Consider the following 22,564-nt stretch of genomic DNA (forward strand, 5'->3'; position numbering starts at 1 on the left):
CGCCGATCCACCGGCCGGTCGGGTCACCGGCCGCGGCCGGTGGTGAGGACACCGGTCAGCGCCACCGCCGCGGCCAGCACACCGACGGGAACGGCGACCACGGCCATCCCCGCGACGAGGCTGGACAGGCTCAGCACGACGAGCACGGCGACGAGTCCGAACAGGACGGGGCGGCCGAGCGGCTCGCCCGCTTCCTCGCCGCGGAAGGTTTCGAAGCGTTCCACGAGATCCGGGTCCTCGGCCTGCAGGGCGGACTCGATCTCGGCCAGCCGTTCCCACTCGCGTCGACTCAACATAGGGCCGCTCCGTCGCGTCCTCGGGAATGGCTCCCTAGATTGGCATGCACGACGGCGGGAGCACGTACGTCAATTCGGGCGAAATCGAAACTACGGAACGTGTTGTCAGGTGGATCCCGCCCAGGCCGGACCCCTCAGGCCGGCGCGCAGTGCCGCACGCCGTCGATCACCTCGCAGAGGACCCGCTGCTGGTGGTGCAGCACGTCCAGGTGCGCCTGCGTCTCCAGCACGGCGAGCATCTGGTTGAACGGGTCGAGCTCGTCGACCGCGTACTCGTGCCGGGTCCAGGTCAGCGCCCGCGCCGCCTCGTACGGCGTGGCGGCGCCGCGCTCGACGGCCGCGGCCGTGGCGCGCAACCGGTCGTCGTGGTGGTCGAGCAGCTCGTCGACGCGCCGGTGCGCGCTGTCGGCGACCGGGCCGTGCGCGGGCAGCAGCCGCATGTCGGGCATGGCGCGCACCCGCCGCAGCGAGGCGAGGTAGTCGCGCAGCGGCGACTCGCTCGGGGCCTGCTCGAGCCCGAGCGAGGGAGTGATGTGCGGCAGCACGTGGTCGCCGGCGAACAGCAGCCCGTTGCGGTCGTCGCAGAACACGAGGTGGCCGGTGGTGTGCCCGGGCGTGGACACCGCGCGCAGCGGGCGCTCGGCCGGGCCGACCTCGGCACCGTGCTCGATCCAGGCGTCCGGGTGCTCCCAGCCGGGCCGGGGGGCCTCGTCGTCGTACAGCGCCGCGAGCGCTTCGACGACCGGTTTGGCACCGCACTCGCGGAGCAGCTCGACCTGCCGCGCCAGCGGGACGTGGTCCGGGTCGGTGAGCCGCTGGACCGTCTCCCGCTCGCCCTCGCCGAGCAGGACGCTGCTGCCGAACTCGCGCCGGAGCGCCACGGCCTGGGTGTAGTGGTCCCGGTGCACGTGGGTGACGAGGAAGCGGCGGATGTCGCCGAGACCGGCGCCGAGCTCGCCGAGCGCCGCGGCGAGCGCCTCGCGCGATTCCTCGAGCGCCCAACCGCCGTCGATCAGCGTCAGCCCCGGCCCGTCGACGAGCGCGTACACGTTCACCGCGCGCAGCCCGTCGTTGGGCAGCGGCAGCGGGATCCGGTACACCCCGGCGCCGACTTCTTGGGCCCCAGGTCGCATCCACTCACGACGCGCGTCGCCCATGCTCACCTCCGTGACGTCTCGAATCAGCCCTACCACACGGGAGGGCCCGGCGTGTTGTGTTCCGCCGCACACCGACCGGTCGGTCCCGTCGCCGTTGACCCGGCGCCGCGGACCCCCTAATCTCAAGACATCAGACGTCTGATGTCGAATGAGGTGCCGATGCCCCTGTCCGCGGACCTGGCCGAGCGGCTCCTCGGCGCCGTCATCGACGGCACCCACCCGCCCGGCGCCGCCCTGCCGCCGGAGGCCGAGCTCGCCGAGCAGCACGGCGTCAGCCGGTTGACGGTGCGCGAGGCGGTCAGCTCCCTGAGGGCGCAGAACATCGTGCACATCCGGCGCGGCCTCGGCACCTACGTCAACGAGCCCGGCACCTGGACGGCGCTGGACCCGGTGATCCGCGCCGCCAACGCCGGACCCGCGCACGGCGCGCTGTCCGAGAGCCTGCTCGAGGCCCGGCGAGTGCTGGAGGAAGGCGCCGCCGAGCTCGCCGCGGCCAAGCGCACCGAGGAGGACCTCGCCCGGCTGCGCGAGCACCTCGCCGCGATGCGCGCCGCCCACGAGCAGTCCGATGTGGACGCCTTCGTGCGGGCGGACCTCGCCTTCCACGACGCGCTCGTGCGCGCCAGCGGCAACATCTTCGTCCCGCTGATGTTCGCCCCGTTCGGGAGGCTGCTGCCCGAGGGGCGGCACGAGACCTCCGCGGTCGCCGCCATCCGGGAGAACGCCACCGCCCAGCACGAGCACATCGTGCGGGCGCTCGAGTCCGGCGACCCCGCCCGCGCGCGCTCGGCGATGGCCGCGCACATGACGCAGACCGGCGAGGACCTGCGCCGCCACGTGCTGGGTCCGGACGACGCCGGACCCCCCTGACCCCGCCCGCACCCCCGGACGACACGTCACCGGCCGTCGCGAAGGAGCACCATGCCACCGCACCCCGCCGAGACCGCCGAGGCCGTGCCCACGGACAGGTTGCTCGGGGACCTGCCCGCTGACCGCGCCGTCGACCCGGACGAGCTCGCCGCCGCGATCGCCGGTGGGCCGCGCGTCGTCGCCCTCGACGACGACCCGACCGGATCGCAGACCATCGCCGACCTCCCGGTGCTGACCACCTGGTCCGTCGACGACCTGCGCTGGGCGCTGCGCGCCTCCGACACCGGATTCTTCGTGCTGACGAACACCCGCAGCCTCGCCCCGGACGACGCGGCCGCGCGCAACCGCGAGGTCACCGCCGCCCTGCGCACCGCAGCCGCGGCCGAAGGCGTGCGCTGCTCGCTGGTCAGCCGCAGCGACTCCACGCTGCGGGGGCACTTCCCGCTGGAGACCGACGTGCTCGCGGACAGCGCCGCGCGGCAGGGCCACCCGGTCGACGGCGTGGTCCTCGTCCCGGCCTTCCCCGACGCCGGCCGGATCACCGTCGACGCGGTGCACTGGACCCGGAGCGCACCGGGGATGGTGCTGCCGGTCGGACGCACCGAGTTCGCCCGCGACGCCACGTTCGGCTTCAGCAGCTCCGACCTCCGCTCGTGGGTCGCCGAGAAGACCGGCGGCCGCCACGCCCCGGAGCAGGTCCGCGCGATCACCCTGACCGACCTGCGCACCGGCGGGGCCGACCACGTCGCCGACGTCCTCGCCGGGCTGCGCGACGGCGAGCCGGCGGTCGTCGACGCCGTGCACGACGAGGACCTGCGAGTGCTGGCGCTGGCCTCGCTGCGCGCCGAGGCCCGCGGCAGCCACCTGCTCTACCGCGCGGGCCCGTCGTTCATGCGCGCCCGCACCGGCCAGGCGAAGCAGCCGCCGCTGCCGACCGCGCGACTGGCCGAGCTCACCGGTCCCGGGCACGGTCTCGTCGCCATCGGCTCGCACGTCGGCCTGACGACCGCGCAGCTGGCGGAACTCCGCGCTCTCGGCGGGATCGAGGAGCACGAACTGCACGTGCCCAGCCTGCTCGACGACACCGTGCGGGACGAGCACGTCCGGCAGGTCGCCGAGCGGGCCGCCGCCGCGATGGCCGACCGCGACGTCGTCATCACCACCAGCCGCGACCTCGTCACCGGGGCCGGTGCGGACGAGAGCCTGGCCATCGCCCGCGCGGTCTCCGCCGGGCTCGTCGACGCCGTGCGCACCGCCGTCCGCGCCCGCCGCCCGGCGTTCGTCGTCGCCAAGGGCGGCATCACCTCCAGCGACGTCGCCACCGGCGGTCTCGACATCCGACGCGCGGTGGTCCGCGGTCAGATGCTGCCGGGCATCATCTCGCTGTGGGAACCGGTCTCCGGGCAGTTCTCCGGCGTCCCGTACGTGGTGTTCCCCGGCAACGTCGGCGACGCCGAGGCGCTGGCGCACGTGGTCGGCAACCTCCGCACCTGAACGTCCCCTCATCCCACGGAGTTGGCACATGGTCGAGAACCACCCGACGGTCGCGGTGATCGGGCTCGGCGCGATGGGCATGCCCATGGCGCGCCGCCTGTCCGCCTCCTTCCCGGTCGCCGCGTTCGACGTCGCCGCCGACCTGCGCGCGCAGGCCGGCGAGTTCGCCGACACCACCGCCACCAGCCCTGCCGGGGCGGTGCGCGGGGCCGACGTGGTCGTGCTGGCGGTGCGCGACCGCCAGCACGTCGACGCCGCCCTGTTCGGCGCCGACGGTCTCGTCGCAACGGCGCGCCGGGGCACCCCGGTCGTGCTCACCTCCACCGTCGGACCGGACGTCGTGCGCAGCGCGGCCGAGCGGCTGGCCGGACACGGACTAGCCACTGTGGACGCTCCAGTGAGCGGCGGGCCGGCGCGCGCGGGCACGGGAGAGCTGCTCGTCCTCGTCGGTGCCGGGGACGCGGCGCTGTCCACCGCCCGCCCCGTTCTCGACGCGCTGGCCTCCACGCTCACGGTCGTGGGGCCGAACCCGGGTGACGGCCAGGCGCTCAAGGCGATCAACCAGCTGCTCGCCGGTGTGCACATCGCCGCCGCCGGGAAGGCGGTCGCGCTCGCCCGCGAGCTCGGCCTCGACCCGGCCGTGGTGGTGGATGCGCTCGGCGAGGGCGCCGCCGGGTCCTTCATGCTGCGCGACCGCGGACCGCGAATGCTCGAGTCCTACGCCGAGGAGGGAGCGCCGGTGCGGTCCCGCATGGACATCTTCGTCAAGGACATGGGCATCGTCACCGAACTCGCCCGGGACAACCGCGTTCCGGCACCGCTGTCGGCCGCCGCCCACCAGTTGTACCTGCTGGGCGAGCGCTCCGGCATGGGAGCGCGCGACGACTCGGAGGTCGTGCGCCTGCTGTCCCCGGGGAGTTCCGCGGAACGGGACGAGGGCTGAAGAACGGGGCGGGGGACGGGCCGCGCGCCGCTGCGCCGCGCGGACCCCCGCTCGTCCGTCCCGGGCAGGGGTTCACCGGCAGGGGTTCACCGGCAGGGGGTCACGCGCCCCTGTCCGGAACCGCGCCGTTGAGCGCGCCCTCGTCGAGGATCTTGATCACGGCCGAGGTCCGGTCGGATACCCCCAGTTTGACGAACACGGCGCGGAGGTGGTTCTTCACCGTCCGCTCGGTGATTCCCATCTGCCGCGCGATCTGCCGATTGGGCTTTCCGCTGAGCAGCAACGACAGGACCTGCCGCTCGCGTTCGGTCAGATCGGTGAAGCGCTCCTTCGGGATCGTGCGCGCGCCGGTCCCGAGCGCCTGCCCCGTTCCGGAGCGCGCCTCCGCACGCGCCGCACCGGCGCGCTCCGCGCCGGAATGCGTCGCATCGGAATGCACCTTCCTGGAATAAACCGAATCGTCACCGTCCTCGGCGTCCGCGCGGAGAAGACGCTCCACTTCGTCGAGCAACCGGTTCGCCCGGCACGTCTGATCGGCGGCCTCCCTGATCAGGGTGCGGATGACGGCCCGCACGGCCTCGTTCTCCGCCCGCTCATCATCGTTCATTCGTTCTCCGAATTTCGGTTGCGCCGCTTCTTGCGCACGAACACCGAGCAGCACCGACATCCTAGTCCACGAACGGCACCATTGGCCGCTGACCGCTCGATATTCCGCCATCCAGCCCACTCCGCGAAAGGAGAAAGCCCCGACGGGCGGACGGCCCGCGTCGCCGATCGAATGATCGGCAGGCGGAATTCCGCCCGCCTCCCGGCCGTTCGACGACGTTCGCCTCCGAGCCGGCCGGAGCCCTCGGCGGGCGCAGCCGACGCCGACGAGCGCACGGCCGGGGCCGCAGCGCTGTGCGACCCCGGCCGTGCAGCTCCTCCGTCACCCCCGTTCCTCGGAGGCCAGCAGCGGGATGAGCCCGCCGTACCGCACCGCGCGGACCTGGCGCGGCGACAGCGAGTGCCGCAGCGCGCAGTCCTCACCGCGGGTGAGGTTGTGCAGGGTCAGTTCCCGCCCCGCGTCGAGCGCAGCACCGGGGCGGTCGAGCGCGAGCACGTCGTCGCGCCGGATCCGGTCGTAGGAGCTCGGATCGGCGAACTCGAGCGCGAGGATGCCGAAGTTCGCCAGGTTCTGCCAGTGGATCCGGGCGAAGGACTTCGCCACGACCGCGCGCAGCCCCAAGTAGCGCGGGGTGATCGCGGCGTGCTCCCGCGAGGAGCCCTGCCCGTAGTTCTCGCCGCCGATGACGATGTGCCCGCTGCCGCCCTGGTGCTCCTTCGCCCGCGCGGGGTAGTCCGGGTCGAGACGGGTGAAGGTGAACTCCGCCAGCTGCGGGATGTTCGACCGGTACGGCAGGGCGCGCGCCCCCGCTGGGGAGATCTCGTCGGTGGAGACGTGGTCTCCGACCTTCAGCAGCACGGGCGCTTCGACGCGTTCCGGCAGCGGCGGGAAGTCCGGCAGCGCCGAGATGTTCGGGCCGCGCTCCAGCTGCTGCTGCCGCGCCTGCTCGTGCGGCAGCGGTTCGACGAGCATGGCGGTGTTGATCGAGGCCTTCTCCGGCAGCTGCGGGCGCGGCGCGCTCATGCCGTGGCTGTTCGCCAGGTCCCGCGGATCGGTGATCACCCCCGTCAGGGCCGAGGCGGCCGCGGTCTCCGGCGAGCACAGCCACACCGAGTCCTCCTCGGTGCCCGAGCGGCCGGGGAAGTTGCGCGGGAAGGTCCGCAGCGAGTTGTGCCCCACCGCGGGGGCCTGCCCCATGCCGATGCAGCCCATGCACCCGGACTGGTGAATCCGCGCGCCCGCGGCGATCAGGTCGAACGTCGCGCCCATCCGGGTCATGTCCTCGAGGATCTCCCGCGAGGTGGGGTTGACGTCGAAGCTGACCGCGTCGTCGGTCTGCCGCCCCCGCACGACCTCCGCGGTGGCGGCGAAATCGCGCAGCCCCGGGTTCGCCGAGGAGCCCACGACGACCTGGCTGACCGGTTCTCCCGCCACCTCGCGCACCGGCACCACCTTGTCCGGCGCCGAGGGCTCGGCGATCAGCGGTTCCAGCGCGGACAGGTCGATCTCGTCGGTGACGTCGAAGGTGGCGTCCGGATCGGCGTGCAGCTCGGTGAAGTCCGCGGGCCTGCCCTGGGCCTCGAGGAACTCGCGCACCGCCTCGTCGGCCGGGAAGACCGTGGTGGTCGCCCCGAGCTCCGCCCCCATGTTGGCGATCACGTGCCGGTCCATCGCGGTGAGCTCGTCCAGGCCGGGACCGGAGTACTCGATGATGCGGTTGACACCGCCCTGCACCGTGTGCCGGCGCAGCATCTCGAGCACGACGTCCTTGGCCGAGACCCAGTCGGGCAGCCGCCCGGTCAGCCGCACTCCCCAGATCTGCGGCATCCGGATGTGCAGCGGCCGCCCCGCGATGGCGACGGCGACTTCGAGCCCGCCGACGCCGATGGCCAGCATGCCCAGCGAGCCGGCCGCGCAGGTGTGCGAGTCGGAACCCACCATCGTCCTGCCCGGTTTGCCGAAGCGCTGCATGTGCGTCGGGTGGGACACGCCGTTTCCGGGCTTGGAGTACCAGATCCCGTAGCGCTGCGCTGCCGTGCGCAGGAACTGGTGGTCCTCGGCGTTCTTCTCGTCGGCCTGCAGCAGGTTGTGGTCGACGTACTGGACGCTCACCTCGGCCCGCGTGCGGTCCAGCCCCAGGGCCTCGAGCTCCTGCATCACCAGGGTTCCCGTGGCGTCCTGGGTGAGCGTGTGGTCCACCGCCAGCCCGATCTCCGAGCCGGGAGTCATCTCCCCTTCGACCAGGTGATCGGCGATGAGCTTCTGAGCCACGGTGCGCGCCATGTCCACCTCCAGGAGATCGGCGTTCGCGCGGCCTGCCGCACGGCCGCTCCACCGCCCTACCCCGCCGCGGGGGTGGCGAAACGATCAGCGGCCGGAACCCGCCGCCCCGGCCGGGCCCGCGACCGGCGGTGCATGCCCGCCCCTCCGGGCGGGTAGGCCGCGGGCGGATCGGCCCACCGCCCACCGCTGCGCACGACGAGGAACGATGAGCACCGCGACGATCAGCCGGCACACCGACTGGCGCAGCTACGTGCTGTGGTGCGAGGGGGCGCTGCTCGTGCTCCTCGCGGGTGCGGGGCTGGTCGCCAACGGCCTCGTGCCGCTGCTCGGCCGCCCCGAGCAGGTGGTCCTCGGCTTCCACGTCAACGGGCTGCACGGGCTGCTGCTGCTCGCCACCGGGCTGGGCGCCCTGAGCTGCTCGTCCCGCAGGTGGGGGCAGCGCCGCTTCCTCGGCGGGCAGGCCGTCGTCTACATCGTCGTGTTCCTGTTCACCGCCTCCCACATGGGGCCGTCCGCGGCCGAGACGATCGGGCTGAGCGTCCACGACGTGTTCCTGCACGCGGCGCTGGCCACCGCGGGGGCGGTGCTGTGGCTGTCGCTGTCGCTGGCGCCGCAGGGCGGGCAGGAGCGCAGCTGAACCGCCACCGCCCGCAGCTGCCGGCGCCGCGGACGTGGGCGGTTCCCCCGACGCACCGAGATCACTAGGATCACGACGTGGTTCGGGTCCAGGTGCAGGGGAGCGCGCGGATGACGGAAGACGCCCTGCCGGTGCGCCGGGTGGGTGCGGCCACCAGCGAACTGCCCCTCGACCCGGCGCGGCTGCCCCTCTTCCGCGGCGGCCGGCCCCGCAAGCTGTGGAGCTATCTCGGGGTGTTCGCACCCGGTGTCCGGCTGTGCGCGGGCGTGGTCCGCATCGCCGGGGCTGTCCAGTCGTTCTGGGCGGTGCACCTGCCCGAGCAGGGGGTCTTCCGCGAACGCACCGCGCTGCGCACCGCCGTCGCGTTCACCGACACCCGCGTGCGGTTCGACGGCCGCGGCGTGCGCGCCCGGCTCGGCCTCGTGCCGTGCGGCGACCGCGTGGACGTGGTCTCCCGCCACGGCCGGCACCCGGTGTGGACCCGCAAGACGCCGCTGCACGTGCGCGGCGCGGTGTCCGTCGACGGCACGTCGGTGCCCGTCGACGCACCCGGCCTGCGCGACGACTCGGGAGGGCACCACGCCCGCACCACCCGCTGGTTCTGGTCGGCCGGGTGCGGTGTGTCGGCCGAGGACCGCGCCGTGACGTGGAACCTCGTGGACGGGTTGCACGACGACCCGGCCGCCTCCGAGCGCACGGTGTGGATCGACGGGGCCGCCCAGCACGTCGACCCCGTCACCTTCGCCCCGGACCTCACCGCGGTGCACCACGCGCGGGGCGCGCTCTCGCTGCAGCACGAGGCCGAGCGCTCCCGGCACGACCGGCTGGTCGTGCTCGACAGCCACTACCGCCAGCCCTTCGGCGCGGCCGGCGGCTCGCTGCCCGACGGCACCGCGCTGCGCCGCGGGGACGGCGTCGTGGAGTGGCACGCCGCCCGCTGGTGAACCCGCCCGCCGCGGCGGGCGGGTTCCGCGGGGCTCAACGCGGCGGCCGCGCGCCGAGCAGCGCGGCGCAGACGACCACCAGCGCGAGCAGCACGAGCACCGTCACGGCGAGTTCGACGAGGAGGCCCGCCACGACGCTCACTCCCTCACTCCCTCGACACCGCGCTGCTGCGCTGGGTGCGGAAGCTGACCAGCGTGACCACGCCGAGCACGAGCACGATCACGCCCAGCGACAGCGGGGTCGGAACATCGGGCACGGCGGGCCACATCTCGTGCGCCCAGTGCAGCACCAGCTTGGCGCCGATGAACGCCAGGATGATGGCCAGGCCGTGGTTGAGGTAGGTCAGCTTGGCCAGGGCCGCGTGCAGGACGAAGTACAGCGCCCGCAGCCCCAGCAGGGCGAACGCGTTCGTGGTGAACACCAGGTACGGATCGGCGGTGATGCCGTACACCGCGGGCACCGAGTCGACGGCGAAGACCACGTCCGCGCCGAATACCGCGACCACGACCACCGCCAGCGGGGTCAGCGCGCGCCGGCCGCCTTCGCGCACGGTCATCCGCGCGCCGCGGTACTCCTCGGTCACCGGCATGAGGCGGCGCACCAGCCGCACCGACCGCATCTGCGAGACGTCCTTCTCGAACGACTCGCCGCTGATCGCCTCCCGCAGGATCTTCACCGCGGTGACGAACAGGATCGCGCCGAACACGAGGAACGCCCACGTGCCCGCCTGCAGCAGCGCAGCGCCCGCCGCGATGAACGCGCCGCGGAGCACGAGCGCGCCGACGATGCCGTACAGCAGCACGCGCTGCTGCAGCGCCGCCGGCACGGCGAAGGCCGTGAGCAGCAGCATGAACACGAACAGGTTGTCCACCGACAGCGACTTCTCCACCAGGAAGCCGGTGGTGAACTCGAGGGCCTCGGCTCCGCCGTAGGTCGGCCACAGCCACAGGGCGAACAGCAGCGGCAGCGCCAGGTAGAACACGGACCAGCCCACGGCCTCGCGCAGCGACACCTCGTGCGGTCGGTGCGTCACCGCGAAATCCGCGGCGAGCAGCGCGACGAGCACGAGGATGCTGATCGCCCACAGCCAGGGCGTTCCGATCGACTCCGTTCCCGCGGCCGCGGTGAGCGGGGTGCTGAGCACGGTTCTCCTCCTCAAGCAGCGAACTGTCTTGAGGTCTCCTTCACCGCGGCGGGCGGCCGTCCGGGGACGTCGCGGGACGTCCGTACTGACCGGGGCGGCCTCGAGAAGTACTCCCCTCGCGGGGAGTATCTCCGATCAGCGCGCTCGCGGCAACCTCCGATCAGCCACGCCCCGCCACCAGCAGCTGGCGCGTCCCCGTCGACCGTCACGAGCCTCCGTTCACGCCTCCGCGCTCCGCCACCGGCGCCTGCGCGGAGGCCCGCGCGGCACGCCCCCTCGGGGCGAACCGCAGCAGGACCGCCGACAGCGCGGCGGCCGCTGCGAAGACGAGGAAGTTGCCGTCCACGCCGCCGCCGGCGGCGAGCAGCAACCCGCCGACCTGCGGGGCGGCGACCGCACCGATGCGCCCGACGCCCAGCGCCCAGCCGAGAGCGGTGCCGCGCAGCTGCGCCGGGTAGGCATTGGCGATCGCCGCGATCACGAGGCACTGCGTCCCGTGCGTGCCCACCCCGGCCGCGACGAAGAACAGGTACGTGACGACCACGGGCGGGTGCGCGAGCAGCCCGACCAGCCCCAGCGCCGCCAGCAACGCCGCCGCTCCACCGGTGCTCACAGGACCGAAGCGGTCCCCGGCCCAGGCGGTGAGCAGCGATCCGAGCGCGGCGCCGAGGTTGAGGGCCAGCAGGAAACCCAGCGAAGAGCCGAGGGCGAAGCCAGACTCCCGCATCAGCTGCGGCAGCCACGTGCCCAGCCCGTACCAGGAGAACAGCACCGCCAAGGTGGTGGCCGCGAACAGCGCGCTCGCCGCACCGTGCTGCCGGGAGAACAGGCCGCCGCCCTCCGCGTCCCCACGCGGTTCCGGATCCCGCTGCTCGGCGGTGAGCCCGAACCTCGCCTCCACGTCCACCGCGCGGGCTTCGTCGCCGCGCGCCCGGTGATACGCCGGGGTCTCCGGCAGCAACCGCCAGCACAACGGCAGCACGACCACGAGCGCGAGCGCGGCCACGGCGAACATGCTCGGCCAGCCCCACGCGGGGATCATGCCGATGCCGAGCAGCGCTGCCAGCGTGCCGCCGATCGGCACTCCCGACATCATCAGCGTGGACACCAGGGAACGGCGGCCCGGCGGCACGAATTCGGCCGCCAAGGCGTTCGCCGAAGGCACGAGTCCGCCCAGCCCGAGCCCCGCCAGGAACCGGAGAGCACCGAAGGAGGCCGGTCCCCACGCCACCGCGCACAGCACGGTGAAGACCGAGAACCACGCGGTGCACAGCAGCACGGCGCCGCGCCGCCCGATCCGATCGGACAGCGCACCCGCCGCGAGTGCACCGACGAGCATGCCGGCGAACGCGAGGCTCCCCACGAGCCCGCCGGCCCCGGGGGTCAGACCCCATCCCGGTTCGCGCAGCAGTTCCGGCAGGACCGTCCCGTACACGATCAGGTCGTAACCGTCGAAGACGACGGTCACCCAGCACAGCACCACCACGAGAAAGGCCGCCCGGGTCGGCTGCTCCGGGCGCGCTTCGATGTGCGACATGGACCGGACCGTAGGCCGGCTGTTCCGCCCTCGGGCACAGCATTCTGCTATGGGGAACGAATCCTCACGCGCCGGCGCGCAGGTCCTCCTCCGCGCGCGCCGCCGCCGCGTGCAGCTCGGCGGCCCACTCCGGCACGCGCGCCGCTTCGAACCGCACGGCGGGGGCGGACACGGAGATCGCTCCCGCACCCGCGCCGGACTCGTCGTGCACCGGCACGCCGATGGCGCACACGCCGGTTTCGCTGACCTCCCGGTTGAGCGCGTACCCCTGCTCGCGCACCGCGCGCAGCTCCCGCAGCAGGTTCCGCCACCGCTCCTCGTCGAGCGAGTGGCCCCGACCCTCGCGCCGGTACAGCTGCTCCAAGCGGTGGGGTTCCAGCTCCGCGAGCAGCGCCTTGCCGCCGGAGCAGGCGTGCGCGGGCAGGATCGTTCCGCGGCGGTCGCCCACCTGCAGCACCTGGGGCGATTCGACGCTGGCGAGGAACCGGCACTGGGTGCCCACGCGCACCATGAGGTTCGTCGTCTCCCCCACCCGTTCGCACAGCGCTTCGAGGTGCGGCTGCAGCACCTTGCGCAGGTGCTGGTTCGCCGGTCCGCCCAGTCGGCTCGCGGCCAGCGCCGGACCGGGCACGTAGTTGCGGTTGCCGTCCTGCACCGCGAAGTCCCGGTAGACGAGCATCGCCAGCAAGCGGTGCGCGGTGGAACGCGCGATCCCCAGCTCCTCGGCCGCGTCGGCCACGCGCACTCCCCCGTGGTCCCGCAGCATCTGCAGCAGCAGGAGCGCGTTGTCGACCGAGCTCAGCGCGTACGGGGGCTTGTTCTTCACCGCGGGATCCTGTTCTCCTCCGCCGAATTCTCCCCCACTCTCGCGCCCGCCCCGGTGGCACCGCAACGGGCGGAGCCGAGCGCAGCGGCGCGCGGGTCCCCGCACCCGGAGGGCAACCGGCGAACGCCTTACAACCACCCGGCGGTGAGGCCGTATCCTCGAAGGGTCCTGCCGACGTCGCGCACGGCGGGCGTGCTGCCGCCCGGACGTCGGACCTACCGCGTGTCCAGAGAGGTGGAGTGCATGCCCGCGCAGCCGTGTGTGCTGCTCAAGCACGGAGAGCTCGCGATCAAGGGCCGCAACCGCGGCGTCTTCGAGCGGCACCTGCTGCGGAACCTGGAGGGGGCGCTCGGCGAGGTCGACCCCCGAGCCCGCGTGGAACGGCGCGCGGGGGTGCTGGTGGTGACCTCCCCGAACGCGCAGGACCCGCAGCGGCAGGCCGCGCTGGTCGAGCGCGCCCGGGAAGTGGTCGGCATCAGCGTCGTGCAGCCCGGGGTGCGCACGTCGAAGGACCCGGAGGCGACCGCGCAGTCCACGCTCGAGCTGCTGCGGCAGCAGCTGGGCGCGGCACCGCGCACGTTCGCCGTGCGGGCCCGCCGACGGGACAAGAACTTCCGCATGTCGTCCTCGGAGATGGCCGCCTACTTGGGCCAGCGCGTGGTCGACGAGCTGGGCTGGCCGGTGAACCTGGACAACCCGGACACCGAGATCACCGTCGAGGTGGACTGGCGCGAGACGTTCGTGTCCGTCCAGCACCTGCGCGGCCAGGGCGGCCTGCCGGTGGGCTCCAGCGGCAGGGCCCTGTCGCTGCTGTCGGGCGGGTACGACTCGCCGGTCGCGGCGTACCGGATGATGCGACGCGGGCTGCGCTGCGACTTCCTGCACTTCACCGGCGCCCCGTACACGGGACCGTCGTCGACGTACAAGGCCTACGCGCTGGTGCGGCAGCTCAACCGGTTCCAGGGCGGTTCGCGCCTGCACGTGGTGCCGATCGGCAAGGCGCAGCGCGCGCTGGCCACCGCCGGCGCCGGGGAGCTGCAGATCGTGGCCCAGCGGCGGCTCATCGTGCGCGTGGGCACCGCGCTGGCGCAGCGGCTCGGCGGCGAAGCCCTGGTGACCGGCGACAGCCTCGGTCAGGTATCCAGCCAGACGCTGAGCAACATGGCCACCACCGAGCAGGCGGCGGGCCTGCCGGTGATGCGGCCGCTGCTGGCCTGGGACAAGCAGGAGATCATGGGTGAGGCCGCGAGCATCGGCACGGCCGACATCTCCAAGCTGCCGGACGAGGACTGCTGCAGCCTGATCATGCCGCCGAATGTGGCCACGCACAGCCAGGACACCCAGTTGAACAAGGTCGAGAACCGCGTCGGGTTCGACGACCTGATCGAGGAGGTCCTGGAGAACATCCAGGTGCTGGAGGTCGAGGGCGAGCGCGCCGCGAGCGCCAGCTGCGAGGCCGACGGTGCCGCGGCCGACCGGGCCCCGGCCGCCACGGTCTGACCGGCGCGGTGCCGGCGGGGCGCCGCCCGCACCCTCCCGGCCGCCCGGTCGCGGCGGCGCTCGTCCCGCCGCACGCCGCGCGCGGCGTGCCGTAGGCTCGGCGCGAACGCCACCGAGAGCGCCAGGAGGTCGCGTGTCCACCACGGCCCCGGAGAGCATGCCCGCCGAACTGCTCGCCCGCGCCGAGAGCACCCCCGGCTTCATGCCGGTCGACGAGGGGCTCGCGCTGCACCGGGCGGCGATCGGACATCTCGGCGCGGGCACGGCGGTGGAGATCGGCACCTACTGCGGCAAGTCCACGCTGTACCTGGCCGCCGCCGCGCGGCACACCGGCGGCGTCGTCGTCACGGTGGACCACCACAGGGGCTCGGAGGAGCACCAGCCCGGCTGGGAGTACCACGACCCGGACCTGGTCGATCCGGAAGTGGGCCGGCTGGACACGCTCGGCGCGTTCCGCCGCACCGTGGCCACCGCGGGCCTGGAGGAGCACGTGCTGGCCGTCGTCGGCGACTCGGCCGGCATGGCGGCCCGCTGGAACACCCCGCTGGGCCTGCTGTTCCTCGACGGCGGGCACACCGAGCAGGCCGCGCGGACCGACTTCGACGGCTGGGCGCACTGGGTCGTGCCCGGTGGCGCGCTCGTCATCCACGACGTCTTCCCCGATCCCCGCGACGGGGGGCAGGCCCCCTACCACGTGTACCGGCGCGCGGTGGACTCCGGGCAGTTCCGGGAGGTTTCGGTGACGGGTTCGCTGCGGGTGCTGGAACGCGTCGCGGGCGAAGCGGGCGCCCGCATCGACACCGCATGACCGTCCGCGCAAGGGACTCCGCGGAGTGGCCGGCGCAGGCGGGCGGCCGGGGCCAGTCGGGAGGAACCCGCACAGCGCGAGCGCCCGGACGAGAACGTCCGCAGCGGACTCCCCGTGCCGGAACCCAGCGCTGCGCGGACGCGCGGACCGGGCGGCTCCGTCACCCCGCCACCGCGGCGACCCGCGCGCGCACCGGGCGCGCCGCTGCGGTGCCATCGCGGAAGATCCCGTTCGCCGGCGTGGTGCGCGACAGCGCGTCGGCGGCGAGGATCACCGCGGCCGACGTCCACGTGGTCCGCTCCCACGGCCACCGCTTGCCGTCGGCGAAGACGTGGCCGGTCCAGTACGACCCGTCCTCGTCGCGCAGGTGCTGCATCGCGGCGAACAGCTTGTGCGCCCACGCGCTCTCCCCGAGCGCGTCCAGGCTCAGCACGAGCTCGCAGGTCTCGGCTCCGGTGACCCACGGATGGTCGGTGACGCACCGCACGCCCAGACCGTCCACGACGAACTCGTCCCAGCGGGAGCGCAGCAGCGCCGCCGCCGCGGTGCCGCGCACCGCCCCGCCAAGAACCGGGTAGTACCAGTCCATCGAATAGCGGGGCTTCGGCGCGAACGCGCCCGGTTCCGCGCGCACCACCGCGCCCAGCCGGTCGGCCGCCTCCCGCCAGTGCGGCTGCGGACTGCCCACGTGCTCGGCCAGGGCGAGCGCGCACCGCAGGCTGTGGTGGATGCTGGAACAGCCGGACAGCAATGCCTCGTCGAGCGGGACACCGCGCGGGTCCACCGCCCAGCTGATCTGCCCGCGCTCGCGCTGGGCGCCGAGGACGAACTCGACGGCCGCGCGCACCGCGGGCCACATCTCGGCGGCGAAGTCCGCGTCCCCGGTCAGCAGCACGTGGTGCCACACGCCGACCACGGGGTAGGCGCAGAAGTTCGTGTCCGCGGCGGCGTCCTCGACGCGTCCGGCGCGCACGCGCAGCGGCCAGGACCCGTCGGGGCGCTGCGTCGCGCGCAACCACCGGTAGGCGCGGGCGGCGCGGTCCCGCTCGCCCGCCGCTGCCAGTCCCATCGCGGCTTCCACGTGGTCCCACGGGTCCACGTGCCCGCCCGGATACCAGGGGATCGCCCCGGAGTCGAGCTGCACCATGCCGATCGTGCGCGCGGTGCGGCGCACCTGCTCGGCGGTGATGGTGCCGGGCACCACCGGGACCTCAGGCGGCACCGGGCGCCCCCGGTTTGCCGAAGTAGGCGACCACGCTCTTGCCGAGCACCGGGTCGAGCAGCCGTTCGGCCGCGCGCGTGACCCGCGGGCGCCGCATCAGGTCCCACACGAGCATCCGGTGGTACGCCCGCACGGCCGGGTGCTCGTCGTCGTCCGGCCCCACCGCGCACTTCAGCCACCAGTACGGCGAGTGCAGCGCGTGCGCGTGGTGGTGGAACGCCGGCCGCAGCCCCGCCTCGCGGAGTTTGGCCTGCAGCTCCTCGGTGCGGTAGATGCGCACGTGCCCGCCTTCGACCTGGTGGTACTCGTCGGAGAAGGCCCAGCACACGCGTTCGGGGAACCAACGCGGCACGGTGACGACGACCCGCCCGCCGGGCTTGACCACGCGGACCAGCTCGTGCATCGCCTTCTCGTCCTCGGGCAGGTGCTCCAGGATCTCCGAGGCGATGACCCGGTCGAAGTGCTCGTCGGGGAACGGCAGCGACAGCGCGTCCCCGGCGACCGTGGTGGCGCTGGCCGCGGCGGGGACCTCGTCCCCCGCCTCCATCGCGGCGAACATCGTCGCCACGTTCTCCAGTTCGGCGGCGTCGTGGTCGAAGGCGACGACCTCCGCCCCGCGGCGGTACAGCTCGAAGGCGTGCCGCCCGGCGCCGCACCCCAGGTCGAGTGCGCGCATGCCCGGTGCCACGCCGAGCTTGTCGAAGTCCACCGTCAGCACCGGGTCGCTCCCTTCCGCGCCGCCTGCCGGCGCGTTCGCTCGATCGCTTCCGCGTAGCAGTCGACCGTGGCGGCGGCCACGGAAGTCCAGCTGTAGCGCTCCACCACCCGGCGCCGGCCGGCCTCGCCGAGCCGGTGCCGGTAGTCCGGGGAGTCCAGCACCGCGCCCAGCGCCGCCGCGAGCTCCTCGGCGTCGCCGGGGCGGACGAGTTCCACGGTTTCGCCGTGCTCGCCCGCGACCTCCGGGATGGCGCCGGCGCGGCTGGCCACCAGCGGGGTGCCGCAGGCCATGGCCTCCACCGTGGGCAGCGAGAAGCCCTCGTACAGCGAGGGGACGCAGGCCACCTCGGCCGAACCGAGCAGTTCGGCGATCCCGTCGTCGCTGAGCCCGCTCGCGGTGCGCACCACGTCGCCGATGGCGAGGTCCTCGATGCGGCGCTCGGTGGGCCCGCCGGGGATCGGTTGGGAGACGAGCACCAGTTCCACGTCGCGTTCGGTGCGCAGCTTCGCGACGGCCTCCAGCAGCGTGCCCACGCCTTTCATGGGGGTGTCGGCGCTGGCCATGGCGACGATCCGGCCGGGAACGCGCGGGGCTCGCGGCGGGTGGAACACCGCCGGGTCCACGCCGAGGGGGACGACGTTGAGCTGGTCGCGGCGCACGCCGAAGTCGCGCCGGATGTCGGCGGCGGAGGACTCGGACACGGTCATCAGGTGCGGGATGCGCCGGGCCACGCGGGCCTGCATCCGCAGGAAGCCGTACCAGCGGCGGAGGGTGATCCGCCGCCGCCCCCGCGCGTTCGCGAGGTCGACGCGGCGGTCGTGCGTGATCGGGTGGTGGATGGTCGCCGTCACCGGCAGCCCCGCCGCGGGCAGGCGGAGCAGGCCGTAGCCGAGGCTCTGGTTGTCGTGCACCACGTCGAACTCGTGCGCGCGGGCGCGCAGTTCCTCGGCCGCGCGCAGGGTGAACGTCAGCGGCTCGGGGAACCCCGCGGTCCACATGGTGCCGAGCTCGAGCAGGTCGACCCAGTCCCGGAACTCGCGCCAGTGGGGCGTGCGGAAGGGGTCGGGATCGCGGTACAGGTCCAGGCTGGGCACGCGGGTGAGCCGCACCTCCGGGTCCAGCTCCGGGTAGGGCTGCCCGGAGAAGACCTCCACGTGGTGGCCGAGCTCGGCCAAACCCCGGCTGAGATGGCGCACGTACACACCTTGGCCGCCGCTGTGCGGCTTGCTGCGGTAGGACAGCAGCGCGATTCGCACGGGTTCACCTCGCAGGCCGGTCGCCCCCGACCGGATCTGGAACCGGGTCGTTCCGGCCGGGCCTGAGCGATCACCTTAACCCGACCCGGTGAGCGGCGATCCCGTCAGGTGGTGTCCACCACGACACCGCAACCCCCGCTCGCCCCGGACAGGCACGTGGGCCGCCCGCGTGCGCGGACGGCCCACGTGCCGGAGGGGTGCCGCACCCCGCGCCGGGGGCTGCGGCGTTGTCGCACTGCTCGGGGCGGAGCCCCGGATCAGCGGGCCAGCTGCTCCAGCCGGGCCTGGCCCTCGCGGAACAGGTTGATGTCGGTGTTGCCGCTGATGCCGGGCACCGCGCCCTCGTCCGTGTACTGCCAGAAGTCCCAGTTGTCGAAGCCGGCGGGCACCGAGGGCTGGTCGACCTCGTAGGCGGCGAGCCACAGCGGGTGGTCGTTGTAGCTGTCCGTGCCGCCCATGCACTGCTGCCAGAACGACGGGTTGGCGTAGATGATCGGTTTTTCGCCTGTGCGTTCCTTGACGGTGTTGTTGAAGCCGTCCACCCACTGGTGCATCTGGTCGACGGACTTGCCGTAGCAACCGCCGCTGTTCGGGTCGACCTCCAGGTCCAGCACGGGCGGCAGCGACTTGCCGTCCTGCTGGTAGTCGGCCACGTCGAGGAAGCGGTTGGCCTGCTCCTCCGGACCGGAGGAGCCGGGGCGGGCGAAGTGGTAGGCGCCGGCGATCATCCCGGCGTCCTTGGCGCCGTGGTACTGCTGCGAGTACGTCGGGCTGGTGAAGCTCGTTCCATCCGTGGCCAGCACGAACGTGAACTTCTTGCCGGATCCGGCGACCTGCTTCCAGTCGATGGAGCCGTTGTGGTTGGACACGTCGATGCCCTCCACCGGCGGCCCGACCGGAGCGGGGGCCTCCTGCTCCTCGGCCTGCTGCCCGCCTGCCTGCTGCTGCGGGGAGTCCTCGGCCTTGGCCATCATCCGCTCGGCCGTCCCGGGCGACATCTCGCCGGTCTGGGCCGCTTCCTGCACGTCGCGCTGCTGCGTGCCGGGCCCGGCGAGGCTGGCGATGACGATGCCGACGAGGCCGACCGCGGCCACGGCACCTCCGGCCTGCATGGCCCGGGCGCGTGTCGGCACGCCCTCACCGCCGGGCAGGTTGGCCGACAGCCGGCTGAACAGCAGCGCCACCCTCTCCCGGAAGCGCTGCACGGCCGGGGCCTCCCATCCGCGCCGGAGCGTCGGCAGGACGGCGGCGACCGCGCGGTGCACCGCCGGTCGCACGCGATCCACGCCGGAGCGCAGCGTCGTGTCGACCGAGTGCGCGGCCGAGCGGACCGTGGACCACTGGCCGCGTGCCCCATCGTTCGGGTCCGATGGGGCACCGTTGACGTCTGAATCGGGGGATCGTGTTGCGTCGGGGTCTTCGTGTGTCACGAGACCCCACACTCCAGCGCGGAGCGTAGCCGTGCATCACGGTTTCTACGGGGTTCGGTACCTAGATTGACCCCTCGGGGTGTACTTGCGTGCAGCTGCAAACACGCATCGTGGCGAATCTCCGGGAAAACCTCGCATCCCGGACCGCTGCGTGCCAGCCGCCCCTCCCCGGCTCCGCCGAGCACCGGGAGCAGCCCCTCCCGACCGCTCGCAGGTGCGCTCCGCACGGCCCCGCGGCGCACTGGACGCGCACCCTACGGGACGCCCGCAGCGCCGGGAGCACCCCGTCCCGCTGGCGGGCCGCACCAGCCCCGCCCGACACGCCGCCGCGACTGGCGCGCGAGCCGCGCGGAGCGTTCCGGCACAATGCGAGCGGAGTCAGCGGAGATCGCGAAAGCACAGCGTAGGAAGCAGGCAGCGAGGCATCGTGACCACAGCCGTTCACCAGAAGATCGCCGAGGAACTCGGAGTCCAGCAGCGCCAGGTCGAAGCCGTGGTCGACCTGCTCGACGACGGCGCCACCGTGCCGTTCGTGGCTCGCTACCGCAAGGAGGTCACCGGCGGGCTCGACGACACCCAGCTGCGCACGCTCGAGGAGCGGCTGCAGTACCTGCGGGAGCTCGAGCAGCGCCGCGAGGCCGTCCTGGAGTCCGTCCGCTCCCAGGGCAAGCTCGACGAAGAGCTCGAAGCGCGCATCCGGGCCGCCGAGACCAAGGCCCGCCTGGAGGACATCTACCTCCCGTTCAAACCCAAGCGCCGCACGAAGGCGCAGATCGCGATCGAGTCCGGCCTGGAGCCGCTCGCGGACCGGTTGCTGACCGACCCGGCGCTCGACCCGGACACCACCGCCGCCGAGTACGTCGACCCCGACAACGGGGTGGCCGATGCCGATGCGGCGCTGACCGGTGCCCGCGCGATCCTGGTGGAGCGCTTCGCCGAGGACGCCGACCTCGTCGGCGAGCTGCGCGAGCGGATGTGGCAGCGCGGCCGCCTCGTCTCCCGCGTGCGCGAGGGCAAGCAGGAGGAAGGCGCCAAGTACTCCGACTACTTCGAGTTCGACGAGGCCTTCACCGCGCTGCCAGCGCACCGCGTGCTCGCGCTGTTCCGCGGGGAGAAGGAGGAGGTGCTCGAGCTCACCCTCGAGGCCGACTCCGACGCGGAAGCCACGGGCGCGGACTACCAGCGGATCATCGCCGCGCACGTCGGGATCGCCGACGAGGGCCGCCCGGCCGACGAGTGGCTCGGCGGGGTGGTCCGGTGGGCCTGGCGCACCCGCGTGTTCACCCGCCTGTCGGTGGACCTGCGCGCGCGGCTGCGGCAGCAGGCCGAGGACGAGGCCGTGCGGGTGTTCGCCGCGAACCTGCGCGACCTGCTGCTGGCCGCCCCCGCCGGGACCCGGCCGACGATCGGCCTCGACCCGGGGTACCGCACCGGCGTCAAGGTCGCCGTCGTCGACGGCACCGGCAAGCTCGTCGCCACCGACACGATCCACCCGCACAAACCGCAGCAGCGCTGGGACGCCGCGCGCGAGCGGCTGGCCGGGCTGGCGCGCGAGCACGGGGCCGGGCTCGTCGCGATCGGCAACGGCACCGCCTCCCGCGAGACCGAACGGCTCGCGGACGAGATCATCAAGGCCCACCCGGACCTCGGGCTGACGAAGCTGACCGTCTCGGAGGCCGGTGCGTCGGTGTACTCGGCTTCCGAGTACGCCGCCCGGGAGCTCCCGGACCTGGACGTGTCGCTGCGCGGCGCCGTGTCCATCGCGCGGCGGCTGCAGGACCCGCTGGCCGAGCTGGTCAAGATCGACCCGAAGTCGATCGGCGTCGGCCAGTACCAGCACGACATGTCCGAGGCGAAGCTCTCCCGCTCGCTCGACGCGGTCGTCGAGGACTGCGTGAACGCGGTCGGTGTCGACGTGAACACCGCGTCGGTGCCGCTGCTCGCCCGCGTGTCCGGCATCGGGGCGGGGCTGGCCGACAACATCGTCCGCCACCGCGACGACCACGGCGCGTTCCACGACCGCGAGGCGCTCAAGGAGGTCACCCGGCTCGGCCCGAAGGCCTTCGAGCAGTGCGCCGGGTTCCTCCGCGTCCCGGACGGCGAGAACCCGCTGGACTCCTCGGCCGTGCACCCCGAGTCCTACCCGGTGGTGCGGCGCATCGCCGAGAGCACCAGCAGCGACCTGAGCACGCTCGTCGGCAACGAAGCGCTGCTGCACCAGCTGCGCCCGCAGGACTTCGTCGACGACGCCGTCGGCCTGCCCACGGTGACCGACATCCTGTCCGAACTGGAGAAACCCGGGCGGGATCCGCGCGGCGAGTTCCGCACCGCGAACTTCGCCGAAGGCGTGGAAACCCTGGCGGACCTGCGCTCCGGGATGCAGCTGGAAGGCGTGGTCACCAACGTCGCCGCGTTCGGCGCGTTCGTCGACGTCGGGGTGCACCAGGACGGCTTGGTGCACGTCTCGGCGATGTCGAAGAACTACGTCAGCGATCCCCGCGACGTCGCCAAACCCGGTGACGTGGTCCGGGTGAAGGTGCTCGACGTGGACGAGGAGCGCAAGCGCATCTCGCTGACGCTGCGGCTCGACGACGAGCCCGGTCGTGCGCAGGGCAAGCGCGAGTCCGCGGGCGGCGGCCGCCCGTCCGGCGGCAAGGGCAAGGACAACGGCGGCAAGAGCGGCGGCGGCAAGGGCGGCGGCAAGCGCCCCCGCGGCGGTCGTCAGCAGCAGGACGCGCCGAGCGGCGCGTTGGCCGACGCGCTGCGGCGCGCCGGCTTCTCCGGGTGAGCGCACGACGACGGAGCGCGGCCACCGGCCCCTGCAGCGCGGGCCGGTGGCCGCGCTCCCGCTGGACCCGTTGCACCGGCGCCGCCCGCGCCGGTCCCCGCGC

19 protein-coding genes are annotated in these 22,564 nt (G+C 73.5%); 8 read left to right on the plus strand and 11 right to left on the minus strand.

The genetic code is table 11. The annotated features are described in order from the left end of the window. Positions 1–23 precede the first annotated feature (23 nt). Positions 24–296, minus strand: a complete 273-nt coding sequence (locus tag ACYVJE_RS19580; RefSeq protein WP_459159226.1) for a DUF3040 domain-containing protein — start codon at positions 294–296, stop codon at positions 24–26. 134 nt (positions 297–430) lie between these two features. Beyond that, positions 431–1,453, minus strand: a complete 1,023-nt coding sequence (locus tag ACYVJE_RS19585) for an MBL fold metallo-hydrolase (RefSeq protein ID WP_461145592.1) — start codon at positions 1,451–1,453, stop codon at positions 431–433. A 159-nt stretch (positions 1,454–1,612) separates the two neighbouring features. Between ACYVJE_RS19585 and ACYVJE_RS19590 the strand changes: the two genes are divergently transcribed. The 3 genes from ACYVJE_RS19590 to ACYVJE_RS19600 are packed head-to-tail and all read left to right on the plus strand — an operon-like array spanning position 1,613 to position 4,760. After that, a complete protein-coding gene (locus tag ACYVJE_RS19590) occupies positions 1,613–2,323 on the plus strand; it encodes a FadR/GntR family transcriptional regulator (protein ID WP_461145593.1) in 711 nt (236 codons plus the stop codon). Between the two features lie 51 nt (positions 2,324–2,374). Beyond that, a complete protein-coding gene (locus ACYVJE_RS19595) occupies positions 2,375–3,817 on the plus strand; it encodes a four-carbon acid sugar kinase family protein (protein WP_461145594.1) in 1,443 nt (480 codons plus the stop codon). Between the two features lie 28 nt (positions 3,818–3,845). After that, entirely contained in the window at positions 3,846–4,760 is a 915-nt protein-coding gene (locus tag ACYVJE_RS19600; protein ID WP_461145595.1) for an NAD(P)-dependent oxidoreductase, read from the plus strand. Positions 4,761–4,860: 100 nt separating this feature from the next. Here ACYVJE_RS19600 and ACYVJE_RS19605 read toward each other — a convergent pair whose 3' ends face one another. Both ACYVJE_RS19605 and ACYVJE_RS19610 read right to left on the minus strand, forming a co-directional pair. Further along, complete coding sequence (locus ACYVJE_RS19605) at positions 4,861–5,427, minus strand: helix-turn-helix transcriptional regulator (protein ID WP_459159221.1); 567 nt, start codon at positions 5,425–5,427, stop codon at positions 4,861–4,863. 261 nt (positions 5,428–5,688) lie between these two features. Then, the gene (locus tag ACYVJE_RS19610; protein ID WP_461145596.1) at positions 5,689–7,650 is read right to left on the minus strand and encodes an aconitate hydratase; all 1,962 of its coding nucleotides are present in this window, start codon (positions 7,648–7,650) and stop codon (positions 5,689–5,691) included. A 205-nt stretch (positions 7,651–7,855) separates the two neighbouring features. On the opposite strand from ACYVJE_RS19610, the gene ACYVJE_RS19615 reads away from it, so the two are divergent. Continuing rightward, positions 7,856–8,287, plus strand: a complete 432-nt coding sequence (locus ACYVJE_RS19615; protein WP_459159219.1) for a DUF4383 domain-containing protein — start codon at positions 7,856–7,858, stop codon at positions 8,285–8,287. A gap of 110 nt (positions 8,288–8,397) precedes the next feature. Next, the gene (locus ACYVJE_RS19620; RefSeq protein ID WP_461145597.1) at positions 8,398–9,231 is read left to right on the plus strand and encodes a DUF2804 family protein; all 834 of its coding nucleotides are present in this window, start codon (positions 8,398–8,400) and stop codon (positions 9,229–9,231) included. A 146-nt stretch (positions 9,232–9,377) separates the two neighbouring features. Here the strand turns inward: ACYVJE_RS19620 and ACYVJE_RS19625 are convergent, their stop codons facing one another. From ACYVJE_RS19625 to ACYVJE_RS19635, 3 genes are all read right to left on the minus strand, one after another. Beyond that, positions 9,378–10,376 carry a TerC/Alx family metal homeostasis membrane protein gene (locus ACYVJE_RS19625; RefSeq protein ID WP_461145598.1) on the minus strand — a complete coding sequence of 333 codons (999 nt, stop codon included), beginning with the start codon at positions 10,374–10,376 and terminating at the stop codon, positions 9,378–9,380. Between the two features lie 205 nt (positions 10,377–10,581). Then, positions 10,582–11,913, minus strand: a complete 1,332-nt coding sequence (locus ACYVJE_RS19630) for an MFS transporter (protein ID WP_461145599.1) — start codon at positions 11,911–11,913, stop codon at positions 10,582–10,584. A 64-nt stretch (positions 11,914–11,977) separates the two neighbouring features. Next, positions 11,978–12,739, minus strand: a complete 762-nt coding sequence (locus tag ACYVJE_RS19635; protein WP_461145600.1) for an IclR family transcriptional regulator — start codon at positions 12,737–12,739, stop codon at positions 11,978–11,980. 243 nt (positions 12,740–12,982) lie between these two features. On the opposite strand from ACYVJE_RS19635, the gene thiI reads away from it, so the two are divergent. Together thiI and ACYVJE_RS19645 are read left to right on the plus strand one after the other, a co-directional pair. Beyond that, complete coding sequence (gene thiI, locus ACYVJE_RS19640; RefSeq protein WP_461145601.1) at positions 12,983–14,239, plus strand: tRNA uracil 4-sulfurtransferase ThiI; 1,257 nt, start codon at positions 12,983–12,985, stop codon at positions 14,237–14,239. A gap of 133 nt (positions 14,240–14,372) precedes the next feature. After that, on the plus strand, positions 14,373–15,047 hold the full coding sequence (locus ACYVJE_RS19645) for a class I SAM-dependent methyltransferase (protein WP_461145602.1): 675 nt from the start codon (positions 14,373–14,375) through the stop codon (positions 15,045–15,047). A 160-nt stretch (positions 15,048–15,207) separates the two neighbouring features. Here the strand turns inward: ACYVJE_RS19645 and ACYVJE_RS19650 are convergent, their stop codons facing one another. The 4 genes from ACYVJE_RS19650 to ACYVJE_RS19665 form a co-directional block, all read right to left on the minus strand. Then, positions 15,208–16,248, minus strand: coding sequence for a prenyltransferase (locus ACYVJE_RS19650; protein WP_461145603.1), 1,041 nt, complete (start codon positions 16,246–16,248; stop codon positions 15,208–15,210). 10 nt (positions 16,249–16,258) lie between these two features. Next, positions 16,259–16,987: a class I SAM-dependent methyltransferase gene (locus ACYVJE_RS19655; RefSeq protein ID WP_459159212.1), complete on the minus strand. Its 729-nt coding sequence runs from the start codon at positions 16,985–16,987 to the stop codon at positions 16,259–16,261. Then, the gene (locus tag ACYVJE_RS19660) at positions 16,981–18,243 is read right to left on the minus strand and encodes a glycosyltransferase family 4 protein (RefSeq protein WP_461145604.1); all 1,263 of its coding nucleotides are present in this window, start codon (positions 18,241–18,243) and stop codon (positions 16,981–16,983) included. Before ACYVJE_RS19660 ends, ACYVJE_RS19655 begins: the two co-directional genes overlap by 7 nt. 257 nt (positions 18,244–18,500) lie before the next feature. Further along, positions 18,501–19,529 carry a GH25 family lysozyme gene (locus ACYVJE_RS19665; RefSeq protein ID WP_461145605.1) on the minus strand — a complete coding sequence of 343 codons (1,029 nt, stop codon included), beginning with the start codon at positions 19,527–19,529 and terminating at the stop codon, positions 18,501–18,503. A gap of 571 nt (positions 19,530–20,100) precedes the next feature. Here ACYVJE_RS19665 and ACYVJE_RS19670 point away from each other — a divergent pair. Further along, a complete protein-coding gene (locus tag ACYVJE_RS19670; protein ID WP_461145606.1) occupies positions 20,101–22,461 on the plus strand; it encodes a Tex family protein in 2,361 nt (786 codons plus the stop codon). Positions 22,462–22,564 lie beyond the last annotated feature (103 nt).

The organism is Salinifilum aidingensis (genome assembly GCF_054782015.1).